The organism is Nocardia glycosmidis, assembly GCF_052545115.1.
Genome location: NZ_JBQWRH010000006.1, coordinates 78,919 through 94,125 on the forward strand (window position 1 = coordinate 78,919; position 15,207 = coordinate 94,125).

The 15,207-nt window shown below is 67.6% G+C and carries 16 protein-coding genes; 9 read left to right on the forward strand and 7 right to left on the reverse strand.

What is annotated here, in order from left to right:
• Window positions 1-141: 141 nt before the first annotated feature.
• Together ACT86A_RS09710 and mca are read right to left on the reverse strand one after the other, a co-directional pair.
• A complete protein-coding gene (locus ACT86A_RS09710; RefSeq protein ID WP_445091700.1) occupies window positions 142-414 on the reverse strand; it encodes a hypothetical protein in 273 nt (90 codons plus the stop codon).
• The gene (gene mca / locus ACT86A_RS09715) at window positions 411-1,277 is read right to left on the reverse strand and encodes a mycothiol conjugate amidase Mca (RefSeq protein ID WP_445091878.1); all 867 of its coding nucleotides are present in this window, start codon (window positions 1,275-1,277) and stop codon (window positions 411-413) included. Before mca ends, ACT86A_RS09710 begins: the two co-directional genes overlap by 4 nt.
• A 122-nt stretch (window positions 1,278-1,399) precedes the next feature.
• On the opposite strand from mca, the gene ACT86A_RS09720 reads away from it, so the two are divergent.
• Window positions 1,400-1,861 (forward strand): DUF4307 domain-containing protein, encoded by a 462-nt coding sequence (locus tag ACT86A_RS09720; protein WP_445091701.1) that lies wholly within the window; start codon window positions 1,400-1,402, stop codon window positions 1,859-1,861.
• A 297-nt stretch (window positions 1,862-2,158) separates the two neighbouring features.
• Window positions 2,159-2,653: a transcription elongation factor GreA gene (gene greA, locus ACT86A_RS09725; RefSeq protein WP_445091702.1), complete on the forward strand. Its 495-nt coding sequence runs from the start codon at window positions 2,159-2,161 to the stop codon at window positions 2,651-2,653.
• Between the two features lie 113 nt (window positions 2,654-2,766).
• Here the strand turns inward: greA and ACT86A_RS09730 are convergent, their stop codons facing one another.
• Window positions 2,767-3,909 (reverse strand): cystathionine gamma-synthase, encoded by a 1,143-nt coding sequence (locus tag ACT86A_RS09730; RefSeq protein WP_445091703.1) that lies wholly within the window; start codon window positions 3,907-3,909, stop codon window positions 2,767-2,769.
• 330 nt (window positions 3,910-4,239) lie between these two features.
• Here ACT86A_RS09730 and ACT86A_RS09735 point away from each other — a divergent pair, with 330 nt between their 5' ends.
• Window positions 4,240-4,719: a DUF4254 domain-containing protein gene (locus ACT86A_RS09735; RefSeq protein ID WP_445091704.1), complete on the forward strand. Its 480-nt coding sequence runs from the start codon at window positions 4,240-4,242 to the stop codon at window positions 4,717-4,719.
• A gap of 71 nt (window positions 4,720-4,790) precedes the next feature.
• Here the strand turns inward: ACT86A_RS09735 and ACT86A_RS09740 are convergent, their stop codons facing one another.
• The gene (locus ACT86A_RS09740) at window positions 4,791-6,179 is read right to left on the reverse strand and encodes a cystathionine beta-synthase (RefSeq protein WP_445091705.1); all 1,389 of its coding nucleotides are present in this window, start codon (window positions 6,177-6,179) and stop codon (window positions 4,791-4,793) included.
• Window positions 6,180-6,281: 102 nt separating this feature from the next.
• Here ACT86A_RS09740 and ACT86A_RS09745 point away from each other — a divergent pair, with 102 nt between their 5' ends.
• The 3 genes from ACT86A_RS09745 (at window position 6,282) to ACT86A_RS09755 (ending at window position 8,989) form a co-directional block, all read left to right on the forward strand.
• A complete protein-coding gene (locus tag ACT86A_RS09745) occupies window positions 6,282-6,743 on the forward strand; it encodes a hypothetical protein (RefSeq protein WP_445091706.1) in 462 nt (153 codons plus the stop codon).
• 90 nt (window positions 6,744-6,833) lie between these two features.
• Window positions 6,834-7,724 (forward strand): SGNH/GDSL hydrolase family protein, encoded by an 891-nt coding sequence (locus ACT86A_RS09750; RefSeq protein WP_445091707.1) that lies wholly within the window; start codon window positions 6,834-6,836, stop codon window positions 7,722-7,724.
• A gap of 44 nt (window positions 7,725-7,768) precedes the next feature.
• The gene (locus tag ACT86A_RS09755; protein WP_445091708.1) at window positions 7,769-8,989 is read left to right on the forward strand and encodes an acetyl-CoA C-acetyltransferase; all 1,221 of its coding nucleotides are present in this window, start codon (window positions 7,769-7,771) and stop codon (window positions 8,987-8,989) included.
• A 74-nt stretch (window positions 8,990-9,063) separates the two neighbouring features.
• Here the strand turns inward: ACT86A_RS09755 and ACT86A_RS09760 are convergent, their stop codons facing one another.
• Both ACT86A_RS09760 and ACT86A_RS09765 read right to left on the reverse strand, forming a co-directional pair.
• Window positions 9,064-9,918 carry a Bax inhibitor-1/YccA family protein gene (locus tag ACT86A_RS09760; RefSeq protein WP_445091709.1) on the reverse strand — a complete coding sequence of 285 codons (855 nt, stop codon included), beginning with the start codon at window positions 9,916-9,918 and terminating at the stop codon, window positions 9,064-9,066.
• 128 nt (window positions 9,919-10,046) lie between these two features.
• Window positions 10,047-11,198 carry a class I SAM-dependent methyltransferase gene (locus ACT86A_RS09765; protein ID WP_445091710.1) on the reverse strand — a complete coding sequence of 384 codons (1,152 nt, stop codon included), beginning with the start codon at window positions 11,196-11,198 and terminating at the stop codon, window positions 10,047-10,049.
• A gap of 216 nt (window positions 11,199-11,414) precedes the next feature.
• On the opposite strand from ACT86A_RS09765, the gene ACT86A_RS09770 reads away from it, so the two are divergent.
• From ACT86A_RS09770 to ACT86A_RS09780, 3 genes are all read left to right on the forward strand, one after another.
• The gene (locus tag ACT86A_RS09770) at window positions 11,415-11,975 is read left to right on the forward strand and encodes an AMIN-like domain-containing (lipo)protein (protein WP_445091711.1); all 561 of its coding nucleotides are present in this window, start codon (window positions 11,415-11,417) and stop codon (window positions 11,973-11,975) included.
• A gap of 83 nt (window positions 11,976-12,058) precedes the next feature.
• On the forward strand, window positions 12,059-12,598 hold the full coding sequence (locus ACT86A_RS09775; RefSeq protein ID WP_445091712.1) for a DUF6153 family protein: 540 nt from the start codon (window positions 12,059-12,061) through the stop codon (window positions 12,596-12,598).
• 86 nt (window positions 12,599-12,684) lie between these two features.
• Entirely contained in the window at window positions 12,685-13,365 is a 681-nt protein-coding gene (locus tag ACT86A_RS09780) for a DUF305 domain-containing protein (protein WP_445091713.1), read from the forward strand.
• A 122-nt stretch (window positions 13,366-13,487) separates the two neighbouring features.
• On the opposite strand, the gene ACT86A_RS09785 is transcribed toward ACT86A_RS09780, so the two are convergent.
• Window positions 13,488-14,891: a three-helix bundle dimerization domain-containing protein gene (locus ACT86A_RS09785; protein ID WP_445091714.1), complete on the reverse strand. Its 1,404-nt coding sequence runs from the start codon at window positions 14,889-14,891 to the stop codon at window positions 13,488-13,490.
• Between the last annotated feature and the right edge of the window lie 316 nt (window positions 14,892-15,207).

Genomic DNA, 15,207 nt, shown 5'->3' on the forward strand with positions numbered 1-15,207 from the left:
TCGATCTTCGACAGAAAGTAGGTGGCCGTGTGATCGTGACTTACGCCACCGCGCCGACGCCTCAGACAAGCACCTCGACCACGCCGATCCGCCCAGCTGTGCGCACCAGCAGCACCGCCGCCCGCGCGGCACGACAACAAACTACTCGGCGCGCTTTTCGGGGTCGGCGCCTTTCGGCTCCTGGGTACGTCGGGTGATGCCGTGCTCGGTGCCCTCGTCGGCCTCTTGGTCCGGTTCGGGATGCTCGGGCTCGAAGGTCGTGGGCAGACCCTTGATATGCCGGTTCATCGACCGAATCAGCAGGAAGGTGCCCGCGAGCAGGATCAGCACGATGGCGAGCCCGAGCGGCGACGCTTTGCCGAACTCGGGCCCGGTCGGGGTGCCCGGCGTCTGGGCGAGCAGCCAGAGCGTCACGACGGCTCGTCCTCGATGCCCGCGAACAGATCGGTCTCCGGCACCGCGGTGCTCACCCGGGTCTTGGCCAGCTCGAACTCCTCGGTCGGCCACAACCGCTGCTGCATTTCCATCGGAATGGAGAAGAACGCCCCGTTCGGGTCGACCTGCGTCGCGTGCGCGCGCAAGGCGTCGTCGCGCTGCGGGAAGTACTTGGCGCATTCGATCTGCGTGGTGATCCGCGAGACCACGTCACCGCGCTCGGCGGCGTACTTGCGCATCCGGTCCAGCCACTCCTGCAGCGGGAACGGCTCACCGATGCGCTCGAACTCCGCGGCGAACACCTCCATCCGCTGCATGCTGAACCCGTGGTCGTAGTACAGCTTCAGCGGCGTCCACGGCTCGCCCGCGTCGGGGAAGCGCTCGGGATCGCCCGCGGCCTCGAACGCGGCCATCGACACCTCATGGCCGCGGATGTGGTCGGGATGGGGATAGCCGCCGAACTCGTCGTAGGTGGTCATCACATGCGGCTTGAACTCGCGCACCACGCGGACCAGGGCCTCGGTGGCCTCCGCCAACGGAACCAGCGCGAAGCACCCCTCGGGCAGCGGCGGCAGCGGATCACCCTCCGGCAGGCCCGAGTCGATGAATCCGAGCCAGTGCTGGCGCACGCCGAGCGCGCGCGCCGCGGCCGCCATCTCCTGCCGGCGGATCTCATCGATCCGCTCCAGGACACCCGGGGTGTCCATGGCCGGGTTCAGGATGCTTCCGCGCTCGCCGCCGGTCAGCGTGACGACGAGGACCTCGTGTCCTTCGTCTGCGTAACGGGCGGTGGTCGCGGCACCTTTGCTGGATTCGTCATCTGGGTGGGCGTGCACCGCCATGAGGCGAAGGCCACTCACGTCTCGTTCACCGTCGCTCTCGCTCGCTGGTGTCGGGGCTTCGTTACCTATAGTTCCATTCGACCCATTTTTGTTCCGACCTACCCCCCGGGAGCGACGACTTCATGAGTGAGCCTGCGCCGGAAGACGGCGGTCTCGCGGCGACCGCGCCCAGCGGACCGCCGGCCAACCGGTACGGAACGCAGCCCTTGGTGCGGCGGCGCTGGATCGCGCCCGTCCTCGGCGCGGTGGTTCTGCTGGCCGGGCTCGGCGTCGCCTACCTCGGCTATCAGAAGTACGGCCCGGAAGACATCGAGGCCGAGCAACTCGGCTACACCGTGGTCGACGACTCGACCGTGAATGTCCGGTTCAAGGTCACCCGGGTCGACCCGGCGCAACCGGTGGTGTGCTTCGTCCGCGCGATGGCGCGCGACGGTTCGGAGCTGGGCCGTCGCGAGGTGCTCGTCGAGCCCTCCAACAGCGGAACGGTGGAGTTGACCACAACCGTGCGTGCGTCCCCGCGACCGGTATCGAGCGCCATCTACGGGTGTAGTGATCGCGTGCCCAGTTATCTTCGAGCTGGCTGATTTCCGCGCGTTTGCCCCCGACGTGCCCACGAAATCAACTCCGACCTGCACATTTGTGAATCATGCTAAAATGGTTTGATACACGGTTCCGGGGCTCGGAGCCGTGTTTGCTGCATTGGCGGCCAGCACTGACGGTTCGGGCTTGCGAGCTTGCCCGCAACCAGGGCCTGTCGGGGTTCGATGAACTTCCCAGGATCGCTCTAGCCGTCGACTGGTGCATGCCTGCTTCCGAGCGGGTATACGCCAGTGCTCAGGGAATCCCGGCCTGCCGGGAACAACTACTAGGGAGTGATCGAGATGACTGAGACGCAAGTGACCTGGCTTACCCCGGAGTCGCACGACAGGCTCAAGAGCGAACTCGACGCGCTCATCGCCAATCGTCCGGTCATCGCCGCCGAGATCAACGAACGCCGCGAAGAAGGCGACCTCAAGGAGAACGGCGGGTACCACGCCGCGCGCGAGGAGCAGGGTCAGCAGGAGGCGCGCATTCGCCAACTGCAGGAACTGCTGAACAACGCCAAGGTCGGCGTTGCACCCACGAAATCCGGCGTCGCGCTTCCAGGGTCGGTCGTCAAGGTCTACTACGACGGCGACGAGACGGACACCGAAACCTTCCTGATCGCCACCCGTGAAGAGGGTCTGCGCGATTCCAAGCTGGAGACCTACTCGCCGAGTTCCCCGCTCGGTGGCGCGCTCATCGACGCCAAGGTGGGCGAGACCAGGGAATACACTTTGCCCAATGGCAACACCATGAAGGTCACACTGATCAGCGCGGAGCCTTACCACAGCTGACGTTCGCGGCTGCGGCACACTGCCCAGCCGACACACCCGCGGACACGAGCGGCCGCGACCGATCATCGGGTGCGGCCGCTCGCTCATGTCCGTGAACCCGGATTTCCGAGAACCTAGCTCAACGCCTGTTCGACATCCGCGAGCAGGTCGCCGACATCCTCGATACCGACCGACAGCCGCACCAGATCCGCGGGCACCTCCAACTCGGAGCCCTCGGTGGACGCGTGCGTCATCGCGGCCGGATGTTCGATCAGCGACTCGACCCCACCCAGGGACTCGGCGAGGGTGAACACTTCGGTCCGCGAGCAGAACTTGCGCGCGGCCTCGACGTCACCGTGCAGGCGGACCGATATCATTCCGCCGAATCGCCGCATCTGCGCGGCGGCGACCGCGTGGCCGGGGTGCTCGGGCAGGCCCGGGTAGATCACCTGGGATATCGCGGGGTGCCGGGACAGGAACTCCGCGAGAGTTTCGGCGTTGTCGCAGTGCCGGTCCATGCGCAGCGCGAGGGTCTTGGTGCCGCGCAGGGTGAGGAAGGCGTCGAACGGGCCGGGGACCGCGCCGGCACCGTTCTGCAGGAACGCGAACGCCGCGTCGAGTTCGGGATCGTTGGTGATCAGCGCGCCGCCGATCACGTCGGAGTGGCCGCCGAGATACTTGGTGGTGGAGTGCACCACGATGTCGGCGCCGAGCAGCAACGGCTGTTGCAGATAGGGGGTCGCGAAGGTGTTGTCGACCACCAGTTTCGCGCCCGCGGCGTGGGCCACATCGGCCAGTGCGGGGATATCGCCGATGCTCAGCAGCGGGTTGGTCGGGGTCTCGACCCAGACCAGCTTGGTGTTCGGCCGAATCGCGGCGCGCATCTCGTCGACGTTGAACACGTGTGCGGGCGAGTGCTCGATACCCCACTGGCTGAATACCTTGTCGATCAGCCGGAAGGTGCCGCCGTAGGCGTCGTCGGGGATCACGATGTGATCGCCCGGACGCAAGGTGGCCCGCAGGGCACAGTCGGTCGCGGCCATGCCCGAGGCGAAGGCGCGGCCGTAGCGGCCCGACTCCAGCGCGGCGAGGTTCGCCTCCAGCACCGAGCGGGTCGGGTTACCGGTGCGGGCGTACTCGAAACCACCGCGCAACCCACCCACGCCATCCTGGGCGAATGTCGAACTCGCGTAGATGGGCACATTCACCGCGCCGGTCTGCGGATCGGGTTCGAACCCGGCGTGCACGGCACGTGTGGAGAATCCCAGCTCGCTCATGGGCTCAGCCTAATCGGGCGATTCCCGGGCAATTGCTCCGGGCTGACCGAACCCGATTTCGGCGCCGATCCCGGCGACATCCGGGCCAGGGCCAGGCGTGACGGCACCGACCAGGTGCTGGTCGGGGCGCCGTCGGCAGCCAGTTGTCACGCGTCGTCATTTCGGAGCCATGTGCGTGTCATCGGGAGGCCAACCGTGGTGGTCACACTGAAGGAGGACCCGGCATATGGGCGATGCCACCACCGCCACTCCACCGGAGGTGCACGATGCACAAATTGTCGATCGACCGTGGCGCACGCCGACCGGTTCCGAATGCACTGGGAGCCAGCCATGTTCGTGCGTGATCACCTTCCGCGCGACCCGCGCGGCCGCGCCCGACCGTTGCCCGATCAGCGCGAACTCGTCGCGGCCTTCGGCGCGCGTCCGAGCGACTCGGACGACGATCATCCCCTGCTGGCCTGGGCCGCAACCCTGGCTACGCTGCACCGGCAGCTGCGCACCGATCCACTGTCCGCCGCCGGAACAGATTGCCGCCGTGCCGAACTGGTGTCCGCCATCGATGCCTGGGTGGTCGGTCGGCTACCCGGCAAGCGCTCGACCGACCACCCGCGCGCGGAATCTCTCGGCGCCACAGTGGATCGGATGGCCGCAGCCCACGTCCACGCCAGCCATCTGCTGCACACCGCCGAAAAGGTCTCCGACGTCCGCGTGCACGCCGCCTGGTACCGACTGGCTTCGCTAGCCGACGAGTGGACCGACCTGATTACCGGCGGAGTGCGCGAAACAGTGCGTCGCGGACGACCGGCATAGCGTCGATTCCAGCCGCGACACCCTGCCGCACGAACTCCGCGTCGCACGGGCACGCGGATCGGAAGGTTCGGTTACGTTCCGATGTGGCCGGTGCTGAGGAACCCGAGCAGGTCGTGGCGGGTGATGACGCCGACGGGTTTGCCGTCCTCGACGACCATGAGCGCGTCGGTGTCCGAGAGAGCCTTGGTCGCGGCGGAGATCGGCTCGCCCGAGCCGATCAGCGGGAACGACTCGCTCATGTGCTGGCCCACCGAATCGGTCAGGTGCGCCCGCCCCGCGAAGACCGCCGACAGCAAGGCGCGTTCGGACACGCTGCCCGCGACTTCGCCCGCCATGACAGGCGGCTCGGCGCCGACCACGGGCATCTGGGACACGCCGTACTCACGCAGGATCTCGATCGCGTCGCGCAATGTCTCCGAGGGATGGGTGTGCACCAAGTCGGGCAGTGCGCCGGACTTACCGCGCAGCACGTCACCGACCAAGGGCTCTTCGGCGCCATCCAGCCGCTCGCGGAGGAAGCCGTAGGAACTCATCCACTCGTCGTTGAAGATCTTCGACAGATAGCCGCGACCGCCGTCCGGCAGCAGCACCACGACCACCGCATCCGGATCACGCCGCGCCACCTCGACCGCCGCGACCACCGCCATGCCGCACGAGCCGCCGACCAGCAGTCCCTCCTGCCGGGCCAGCCTGCGGGTCATATCGAAGGAGTCCGCGTCGGACACCGCGATGATCTCGTCCGGCACGGCCGGGTCGTAGGCGGACGGCCAGAAGTCCTCGCCGACGCCCTCGACCAGGTATGGCCGTCCGGTGCCGCCGGAATACACCGATCCTTCCGGGTCGGCGCCGATGACCTTCACCCTCCCGCCGGAGACCTCCTTGAGGTAGCGACCGGTGCCGGTGATGGTGCCGCCGGTGCCGACACCCGCCACGAAGTGGGTGACCTTGCCGTCGGTGTCGCGCCAGATCTCCGGGCCGGTTGTCTCGTAGTGGCTTTCCGGGCCGCCGGGGTTGGAGTACTGGTCGGGCTTCCACGCGCCGTCGATCTCGCGGACCAGGCGGTCGGACACGCTGTAGTAGCTGTCCGGGTGGTCCGGCGGCACGGCAGTCGGGCAGACGACGACCTCGGCGCCGTAGGCGCGCAGCACGTTGCGTTTGTCCTCGCTGACCTTGTCCGGGCAGACGAACACGCACGAGTAGCCACGCTGCTGCGCGACCAGTGCCAGGCCGACGCCGGTGTTGCCGGAGGTGGGTTCGACGATGGTGCCGCCGGGGCGCAGCTGTCCGGACTTCTCGGCGGCGTCGATCATCTTCACCGCGATCCGGTCCTTCGAACTGCCGCCCGGGTTGAGGTATTCGATCTTGGCCGCGACCAGCCCTGCGTTCGATCCGACGACCGAGTTCAACCGGACCAGCGGCGTATTGCCGATGAGATCCACGACATGATCCGCGATGCGCATGGACCCATCGTTGCAGACGCACTATCTGTGAGTCAGCGCACGTCGGACGCAGGCGGTCCGGGATACCGGCAAACCGGCCGTCGTGCCCTTAGGATCGCTGCCATGAGGCAGCCGAACATCGCCCGCGCCGCAGCGATTCTGGCCGGATCCGCGATGGCTCTAGTGATCGGATCCGGCGCGCCCGCGGACGCCGGGACCGTCGAATTCCCCGAGGTGCCGACCGCGGCGCATGGTGGCCTGTGCTGGACCACCATCCGTACCTGGGCCGACACCAGCCCCGAATGGCCGGGCCGCGCCATTCTCAATGTCCGCGCACTCCCGGTATCAGGCATCGGGCCCGGCCAGTACCCGTTCGCGCCGTTGTGCGAGGTCCGCACGACCGTCGCCTGGCGCAACGTCACCACGGGCGCGACCGGCCGCTACGACAACACGGTGGTCACCGGGATCTACGGCAGCATCCAGTACGCGCTGTTCCAGGACACCGGCCCGGGACTGGTCGAGGTCACCGTCTCCACTGATGCGGCGAGCCTGCCCGGCCGGGGCTCCTTCGTGGTGCCGGGCTGAGCTAGCCGATCCGGCGACGGCGCCCCGGAGCAGCGCCTCGGCGCGTGTACCGCACTGAGCGGGTCGGCATTGTTTCGTAAAATTCCTGACGTGAGCACACCTCAGTTCCACTGGCGGACCGCGGCGGTGACCGGTGCCGCGGCCGTGCTCGCCGGTTCGGGCGCCGGCACCGCATGGTGGGCGACCTATCGCCTGCTCATGGCCCAGGCGGGGGTCGCGCGCGGCGTGATCGGCCGGGACACCTCGAAACCGCCGGAGGCGGACGGCGTCTATACCGCGGGCTGCACGCAGCCTGAGCCGTGGCGCACCGGCAAACACGCCGACCTGCACCTGATGATCTTCGGCGACTCCACCGCGGCGGGTGTGGGCTGCGTGGTGGCCGACGAAGTGCCGGGCGTGCGCCTGGCCCGCGGCCTCGCCGACGCGACCGGGCAGCGGATCCGTTTGAGCACCAAGGCGATCTCCGGCGCCACCTCCAAGGGGCTGGCCGGTCAGGTGGACGCGATGTTCGTCGCGGGCCCGCCACCGGACGTCGCGGTCATTCTGATCGGCGCCAACGATGTCACCAAGAAGCATTCGATTCGTGCCTCCGCGCGCAGGCTCGCCGCGGCCGTGGCCCGGCTGCGCCGCGCCGACGCCGTTGTGGTGGTCGGCACCTGCCCGAACCTGGGCATGGTGACCGCCATCCCGCAGCCGCTGCGGACCGTGGTACACAACTGGAGTGTCCGTTTGGCCAGGGCGCAGCGCGTGGCGACGATTGTCGCGGGCGGGCATCCGGTGCCGATGGGGTATCTGCTCACCCCGGAGTTCCGCGCCGCGCCCGAACTCCTTTTCGCGGCCGACGGGTTCCACCCTTCGGCCGCGGGTTACGAAATCGCCGCCGCGCAACTGCTTCCGGCCCTCATCGAGACCGTGCGCGGTGCGACCACCACTTCCAGTGGTGCGCGGCGAGACGTAAATTCGATACGCATCCGAGAGTAAGTACAAAAGGGTGCACCGCGACCGTCCCACAAAGGAGTGTCCTCATGCCCGAGGCCGTCATCGTTTCGACCGCACGCTCCCCGATCGGCCGGGCCCGCAAGGGTTCGCTGGTCGACCTGCGGCCCGACGATCTGACCACGCAGATTGTGCGGGCAGCGCTCGACAAAGTGCCCGCTTTGAACCCCGCGCAGATCGACGACCTGATCCTGGGCTGCGGTTCGCCCGGAGGTGAGCAGGGCTTCAACATCGGTCGTGTCGTCGCCGTGCAACTCGGCTACGACTTCCTGCCCGGCACCACGGTGCACCGCTACTGCGCATCGTCGCTGCAGTCCACCAGGATGGCGTTCCACGCGATCAAGGCGGGCGAGGGCGACGTGTTCATCTCCGCAGGCGTAGAAGCCGTCTCCCGCTACGTGAACGGTTCCGCCGACAGCTGGCCGAACACCCAGAATTCCCTGTTCGCCGCGGCTCAGGAGCGCACCGCCGAGACCGCCGGGGGCGGCGCGGGCAGCTGGCACGACCCGCGCGAGGACAGCCTGCTGCCCGACGTCTACATCGCGATGGGTCAGACCGCCGAGAACGTCGCCTCGTTCACCGGCATCACCCGCGACGAGCAGGACCGCTGGGGCGTGCGCTCGCAGAACCGGGCCGAAGAGGCGCTCGAGAACGGCTTCTTCGAGCGCGAGATCACCCCGGTGACGCTGCCGGACGGCACAGTTGTCAGCAAAGACGACGGCCCTCGCGCCGGAGTCACCTACGACGCGGTCGCCGGACTGAAACCGGTGTTCCGCCCGGACGGCACCGTCACCGCGGGTAACTGCTGCCCGCTGAACGACGGCGCGGCGGCGCTGGTCATCATGAGCGACACCAAGGCGAAGGAGCTGGGGCTGACGCCGCTGGCGCGCATTGTGTCCACCGGCGTGTCCGGACTGTCACCGGAGATCATGGGCCTCGGCCCGATCGAGGCATGCAAGCGCGCGCTGGCGCTGGCGGGCAAGACGATCGACGACATCGACCTGGTCGAGATCAACGAGGCGTTCGCCGTGCAGGTGCTCGGCTCCGCCCGCGCGCTGAAGATCGACGAGGACAAGCTGAACGTCTCCGGCGGCGCGATCGCGCTGGGCCATCCGTTCGGCATGACCGGCGCCCGGATCACCACCACGCTGATCAACAACCTGCAAACCTTCGACAAGCAGTTCGGTCTGGAGACCATGTGCGTCGGCGGCGGCCAGGGCATGGCGATGGTCATCGAACGCTTGAGCTGAGACGCGAAAGGGCGGTCGCCGGATGTTCCGGCGACCGCCCCTTTCACTGTGTGGCTAGTCGTTCTGGAAGCAGGCTAGTCGTTCTGGAAGTAACTGAGCAGTCGCAGGATCTCGACATAGAGCCAGACCAGAGTGACGGTGAGGCCGAGCGCGACGCCCCAGGCCGCTCGCTCGGGAGCCTGAGCGCGGATCAGCTGATCGGCGGCGTCGAAGTCGAGCAGGAAGCTGAACGCGGCGATGGCGATGACCACCAAGCTGAAGACGATCGCCAGCGGGCCGCCGTCGCGCAGGCCGAGGCCGCCGGGAATGAAGAAGCCGGCGATCAGGTTCCCCAGCATGAGCACCACGATGCCGATCATGGCGCCGACGATGATCCTGGTGAATCGCGGCGTCACCCGGATGGCGCCGGTCTTGTAGACCACGAGCATGCCCGCGAAGACACCGAACGTGCCCAGCACCGCCTGACCGATCAGCGCGCTACCGCCGACCCCGCCGAACTCGATATTGGTGAACATGAACGACAGCGCACCGAGAAAAAGTCCCTCGGCAACCGCATAGGAGAGCACGAGGACCGGGTTGTCCATCTTGTTCGCGAACGTCGCGATCAGCACCAGCACCAGGCCGACCAGGCCACCGCCGATCACGAACAGCGGCGCGAGCGAGGTGTTCGCGTTGGTGAGGCCGTAGGAGAGGATCGCGGACAGGGCGAGCACCGCGAGGGTGATGCCCGTTTTGATCACCACATCATCGATGGTCATCGCCCGGGTGGTGGGCGGGGCCTGCGGCGGGTAGGGCTGCTGGTACTGCGGGTGTTGGCCGTACTGCTGGCCGTACTGTCCCGCGGGCGCCACGCCGGAACCGAAGCTGGCGTAGCCACCGCCTTCCTGCCTGGGCAGGTTCCTGAAAACCGGATTGCTCGTGGTACGCAAAGCACGTCCCTTTCTGGAGTCGTTGCCGCTGTTCCTCGAGGTGGTTGCCTCGATATCCAACTGCCTGGTCCAACGATTGTCATCCGCCGCGAGTTCCGGGGAACTCGGTAAGCCGGACAATTCGGACTCTACCGCTGCCTCGGGTCGTGCAGACCACGCACGGACCGAGTCACTGTGAATTTCCGGTTGCGCCCGATCACGTCGGTCCGGCCCACCATGCGTTCGACCACGGAACGATAGTTGAGATGTGAGTTGTACACGGTCCACAACTCGCCACCGGGACGTAGCACCCGGCCGGTTTCAGCGAACATCTTGATCGCCGATCCGGTGTGCACCGCCGCGCCGACGTGAAACGGCGGATTACACAGCACCAGATCGGCGCTGTTGTCCGCGGCCGAGGACATCGCGTCATCGCGTACGACGCATACCCGATCGGCGACACCGTTGGCGTCGGCGGTGGCGCGCGCCGACGCTACCGCGGCGGCGGATTGATCAGTGGCGACCACCTTGATCCCCGGCCGCGCCGTGACCAGTGCGACGGCCAAGATGCCGGTGCCACAGCCGAGGTCGATCGCGTCGCGCGCGTCCGGCTTCATCGATTTCAGATGCTCGAGCAGGAACCTGGTCCCGATATCGAGGCGGGCGCCGGAGAAAGCCGCGCCGTGCGCGACCACCTCGAGACCCAATTCATCGAGTCGTTCGCGCACTGGAAACGGCGGGTCGCCCACGGGTTTGGCCCCGGCAACGAAGAGGGTGCGCGACTTCTGCCTGCCGCGGCTGGCGCGAACTTCGCAGAATGACTGGGCCAGAACGTCGTTCATCGACTTGGTCAGATACTTGTCCCGGCCGCCCGCGAACACCGCCACGTCCGGGTCGGCGTAACGGGCGATGGCGTCGGCGATTTCGACCAGCCCCGCCAGCACCCGGGGCAAGCGGAGCAACACCACTCGGACATCATCCAGCAACCCGGCGCCGAGTGGGTGCGCGGTATAGCGATCCGACAGGCCCAGTGCGCGGGCATTATTGGCCAGCGCGAGCTCGCCGGTGAGCAGATCCTGGTGCACCCGGACGCCGCGCAGATCGTGCCCGGCGACGGCGCCGAGAGTCAGCGCGCCGTAACTGTCACCGATTACGGCTACGTTTCCACCGTCGGCACTCGCCAAAGCCTCGGCGGCGACGTCGAGGATCAGCCGATCGGCGGCGTCCACGGCGTAGAGGTTCAGTGCCTCCACGTCCGGATACCGCCGCAATCGGCTCAGTACGTCCTCGACATGTCCCACACCACAAGTGTGCTAGATCGTTGCCGCATGGTCGCGCCCACCCCGTCCCATAGCGTTCCGACCGCCCGAACCGCACTGTGTGACGCACTACCACAAGGGATTCGACGCAGTCTACGTTGCCGCGACAAGGTCCCTTCACGTCCGGTCGACGGCGAATCAACCGCGGCGAATTCCGATTACGCCATCCGACGCCCTTCGCTGAGTAGCATCGGCCACATGCGCAACGTGATGGTGCTGACGGTCGCGGTCGCGACGGTACTGCTCTCGGGCTGCGGCGATGGCGAGTCGACCCCCGGGCTACCGGTCGCCTCGATCCCCCGCGCGGCGCCCGCCGGGCCGCAGGACACCTCGCCCAAGCAGAGCGCCGCCTCCGCCGACGCCGCGCTGACGGTCACCGATATCCGGCTCGGCCGCCAACCCGGCTTCGATCGTGTGGTCTACGACCTCGGCGGCGTCGGGACACCCGGGTGGCTCGTCCGGTACACCGACCGCGCCGTGCAGGACGGCAGCGGCAATCCCGTCGACGTGGCGGGCGCGTCGGTTCTCGAGGTACGCATCCTGGGCTCGGCCTACCCGTTCGACAGCGGCGTGACACCGTACTCTGGCCCGGATCCGGCTGTCGACGCGGCGGTGCCCGGCGTCGCCGGCGTGTACCGGACGGCGGTGTTCGAAGGCACCACCCAGTCGTTCATCGGGGTGCAGGCCGACCGGCCTACCTTCACCGTCACCGCCCTGTCCAATCCGACCAGGCTGGTCGTGGACATCGCCGGTCCCTAGTCCGACACCAACGTAGCCCGATACCGATACGCCCAAGGGGTATCGCGGGCGCGACAGATCGGCGACCACTAGAATCGGAGCTCGTGGTCCGCCGCCGCCTCTTCCGACCAGCCGGGTTCGCCCGGCTGATCGGTGTGCTGGCGTTGCTGGCCGGAATCGTCGCTATGCACTCGGTCGTGTTCACGGCCACCGGCCATGCCACCGGTGTTCACGGCTCGAACGCAGCGCACTCCGTGGACATCGGCGCGCAATCCGGCAAAGGCGACCGTTCGGCAGGCGGCGCCGGTATCAGCACGGCCGCGCTGGACCGTTCCGAGCGAACCCTGATGGACGGCGACAGGGCCGCGTCGTCGAACCCTGCCGTGTGGTCTACAGCGGCGAGTGGCGCCTCGGGTCCGGATTGCGCCGGGGATGGGTGCGACCGCGCGCACAGCGGAATACACGGCTGTGTCTTCATCCTCGTCGTTCTCGCGACGCTGGTCGCGTTGGTGTTGCTCTACCGAATGCCGGCCGATCGTCCCGGCGGCGGTGGGGCACTGGCGCGGCACTGGCGTCCGCGGCGGGAAAGACCGCCACCCTGGACCGTGCTCACCTTGGCCGAACTGGGAATCCTGCGGATCTGACAGGTCCGCCGCAGCCGTGTGCCCGCGCCACGGTCGCGGCGTTGTCCATCCCGCCACCAGACTTCCCATGCACAAGGAGCACAACCATGTCCATCACCCGCCCCCGCCTGACCGTCGCAGCCGCAGCCATCGCCGTGCTGAGCCTCGCCGGATGTAGCGACGCCGAGACCGGGCATACCACCGAACACGGCACCTCTGCGAGCTCGACAGCGGCTACCCCGGCGCGCGCCGAACACAACGACGCCGACGTGACGTTTCTGCAGATGATGTACCCGCATCACGCACAAGCCGTCGAAATGGCCGGATTGGTACCCAGCCGCACCGACAACCAGCAATTGCGCGCGCTCGCCACATCGATCGAGCAAGCACAAGCGCCTGAGATGCAGCAGATCACCACCCTGCTGCAGAGCTTCGGCCGGCCCGCCCCCAGCAGCGGCGAGGGCCATCAGGGCCACGACATGCCGAGCACCCCCATGCCGGGCATGCCCATGTCCGGTGCACCCATGTCCGGTGCACCCATGTCCGGTGCACCCATGCCCGGCATGATGTCCGCCGGACAGATGGCCGCCCTGCGAGCGGCATCCGGCCCGGATTTCGACCGCCAGTGGCTGACCATGATGATCGAGCACCACACGGGCGCCATCGCTATGGCCCAGACCGAAATCGCCGACGGTAAGAACCCGGACGCGCAAGCGCTCGCCCGCGCGATCATCGCGGCCCAGCAGGCCGAGATCGACCAGATGCGCACCATGCTCGGCCAGCGCTGACCAGTGCGCCGTGCCGATATCGGTTGACCATCGATATCGGCACGGCCGGGCGCCTCCCGGGCGCGAGAAGTAGCCGCACACCTGCCGCCCGGCTCGTCCGCACCGAAACGCGGACACGGAACTCAGTTGTAGGACTTGGTGACGCCGTCGAGCAGATGCTCGAGAGTGTCGTAGGTCGGGGTGGCGACCACGTCGATCAGATCCGCGGCCACCGGAACGTTGCGCTCGGCGGCGACCTTCGCGAATTGGGCGGCGTCGTTCGTCCGGAAGCCGTGCTCGGCGGCCAGCCGCTGCAACTCGGGGTCGGTGGACAGCAGGCGACCGAGCTGGTCGCCGGTCGCCCCGAACGGCACCAGCGTGTGCCGCGACAGCACCGTCGGCGACGGATACAGCAACGTCATGTCGGGTTTGACCTGTCCACGAACCGTGGCCTCGACATACTGCGACTCGTAGATCCAGACCATCGGTGTGGGGCCCATGCCGGTGGCGAGGTAGTTGTTGAACGGTCCCTCGGTGGTGTTCTCGGTGTAGCCCTGGCCGACGAAAAGTCGTGCCAGCGCGGGTAGTACAGCCTGCTCGGCGGTCTGGCCCTGCACGATCGTGTTGCCGTTGGCGACGTAGCTCGCCGCGGCCAGGTACATGGCGGCGGAGTTCGAGGTCCGGGGGTCGGTGGTGGAGATCAGGATGTTCTTGCGCAGCGGGTAGGCGGTGTTGCCCGGCAGTTCGTCCCAGCGCGTGTCGTTACGGACCAGATCGAGGTAGCGGCGCAGGTCGATCGCCGTCCCCGGCCCCTGGCGCACCACACCCGCTCCGGCGAGCAGATCCGCGATCGACGTAAACGTCGCGACGGCCATCGGTGAGGAGAACGGCGTGTATTTGGCGGTCACGTTGCGCAGCCGCTGAATTCGCTCGGCGGCCTGTTCGCTGGACGGAAACGCGAAATCGTACTTCGCGAGGTCGATGGACGTGGCGATCTGCCGCGATCCGGCCGGCTCGACCTCGACGCGAACGCCATTGCGCGCCAGCACATCGATCACCTTCGGGTCCTGGAAGAACGCCACCTTTTCCGAGCCGACGACACCGCGCACCACCGTCAATGGCGCAGCCGGGACGGGGGCCGCGGCGGGCGGTGGCGAATCCGGCTGGCGCACGGCAAACACCACCGCCAACGCGACCACCACAACGGCCGCCACAATCGCGAGCGGCGCGAACCGCTTGTTCGCCGACCACAGTTCACCGAAATTGGGCAGCGTGAACGTCGAATTCGCTTCGGTCGGCCCCGCTGCCTTTTCCACTGCTACAGCCGCCGCTCGAACGTCCGCCTCGGCGGGCTTCGCCAACTCGCTTCGCACCGCCCGCTCGACGAGGATCGGAACGAACTGCCGCACCCGGTGACCTTCGAACTTGCGTATCGCCACATCGATAGTGCTGTGGATCTGCTCGGCCGAGTGCGTCTCGGTGTAGTTTTCGACCAGCCGCTCCGTCATCTGACGGAGTGCCTGCTCCTCCCGAACGGTATCGATCACCACACCATCTCCTCGGCGTCCCGACGCTAGCGCGGCGGCATCTCCGGCTGCACCGCGCCGGCCAACCCTAGCCTTATCCCAGCGACGCCGACATCCAGCCGACCTTCCCTCCGGTGCATGATTTCCACTGCGTCGGTGGGTATCTCACGCACCTCGGTCACCTCGCTTCCACCCAGCTCAGAGGCCCGCGTAGCACTGATGCGCAGCGCGCCCGGCGCCGCCTGAACTCGGCACTCGAGGCCGCCGAACGCGCCATACAGAATTCAAGACCGCATCGCCGAGTCGCCACCGCACGTTGTCCTCGTGTTTCCCCGTG

Excerpts from the sequence above, each read along its gene's own strand:
- greA (WP_445091702.1), top strand. The coding sequence starts at position 2,159 with ATGACTGAGACGCAAGTGACCTGGCTTACCCCGGAGTCGCACGACAGG.
- mca (WP_445091878.1), bottom strand. The coding sequence starts at position 1,277 with ATGGCGGTGCACGCCCACCCAGATGACGAATCCAGCAAAGGTGCCGCG.
- ACT86A_RS09730 (WP_445091703.1), bottom strand. The coding sequence starts at position 3,909 with ATGAGCGAGCTGGGATTCTCCACACGTGCCGTGCACGCCGGGTTCGAA.
- ACT86A_RS09740 (WP_445091705.1), bottom strand. The coding sequence starts at position 6,179 with ATGCGCATCGCGGATCATGTCGTGGATCTCATCGGCAATACGCCGCTG.
- ACT86A_RS09755 (WP_445091708.1), top strand. The coding sequence starts at position 7,769 with ATGCCCGAGGCCGTCATCGTTTCGACCGCACGCTCCCCGATCGGCCGG.
- ACT86A_RS09720 (WP_445091701.1), top strand. The coding sequence starts at position 1,400 with ATGAGTGAGCCTGCGCCGGAAGACGGCGGTCTCGCGGCGACCGCGCCC.
- ACT86A_RS09745 (WP_445091706.1), top strand. The coding sequence starts at position 6,282 with ATGAGGCAGCCGAACATCGCCCGCGCCGCAGCGATTCTGGCCGGATCC.
- ACT86A_RS09780 (WP_445091713.1), top strand. The coding sequence starts at position 12,685 with ATGTCCATCACCCGCCCCCGCCTGACCGTCGCAGCCGCAGCCATCGCC.
- ACT86A_RS09735 (WP_445091704.1), top strand. The coding sequence starts at position 4,240 with ATGTTCGTGCGTGATCACCTTCCGCGCGACCCGCGCGGCCGCGCCCGA.
- ACT86A_RS09770 (WP_445091711.1), top strand. The coding sequence starts at position 11,415 with ATGCGCAACGTGATGGTGCTGACGGTCGCGGTCGCGACGGTACTGCTC.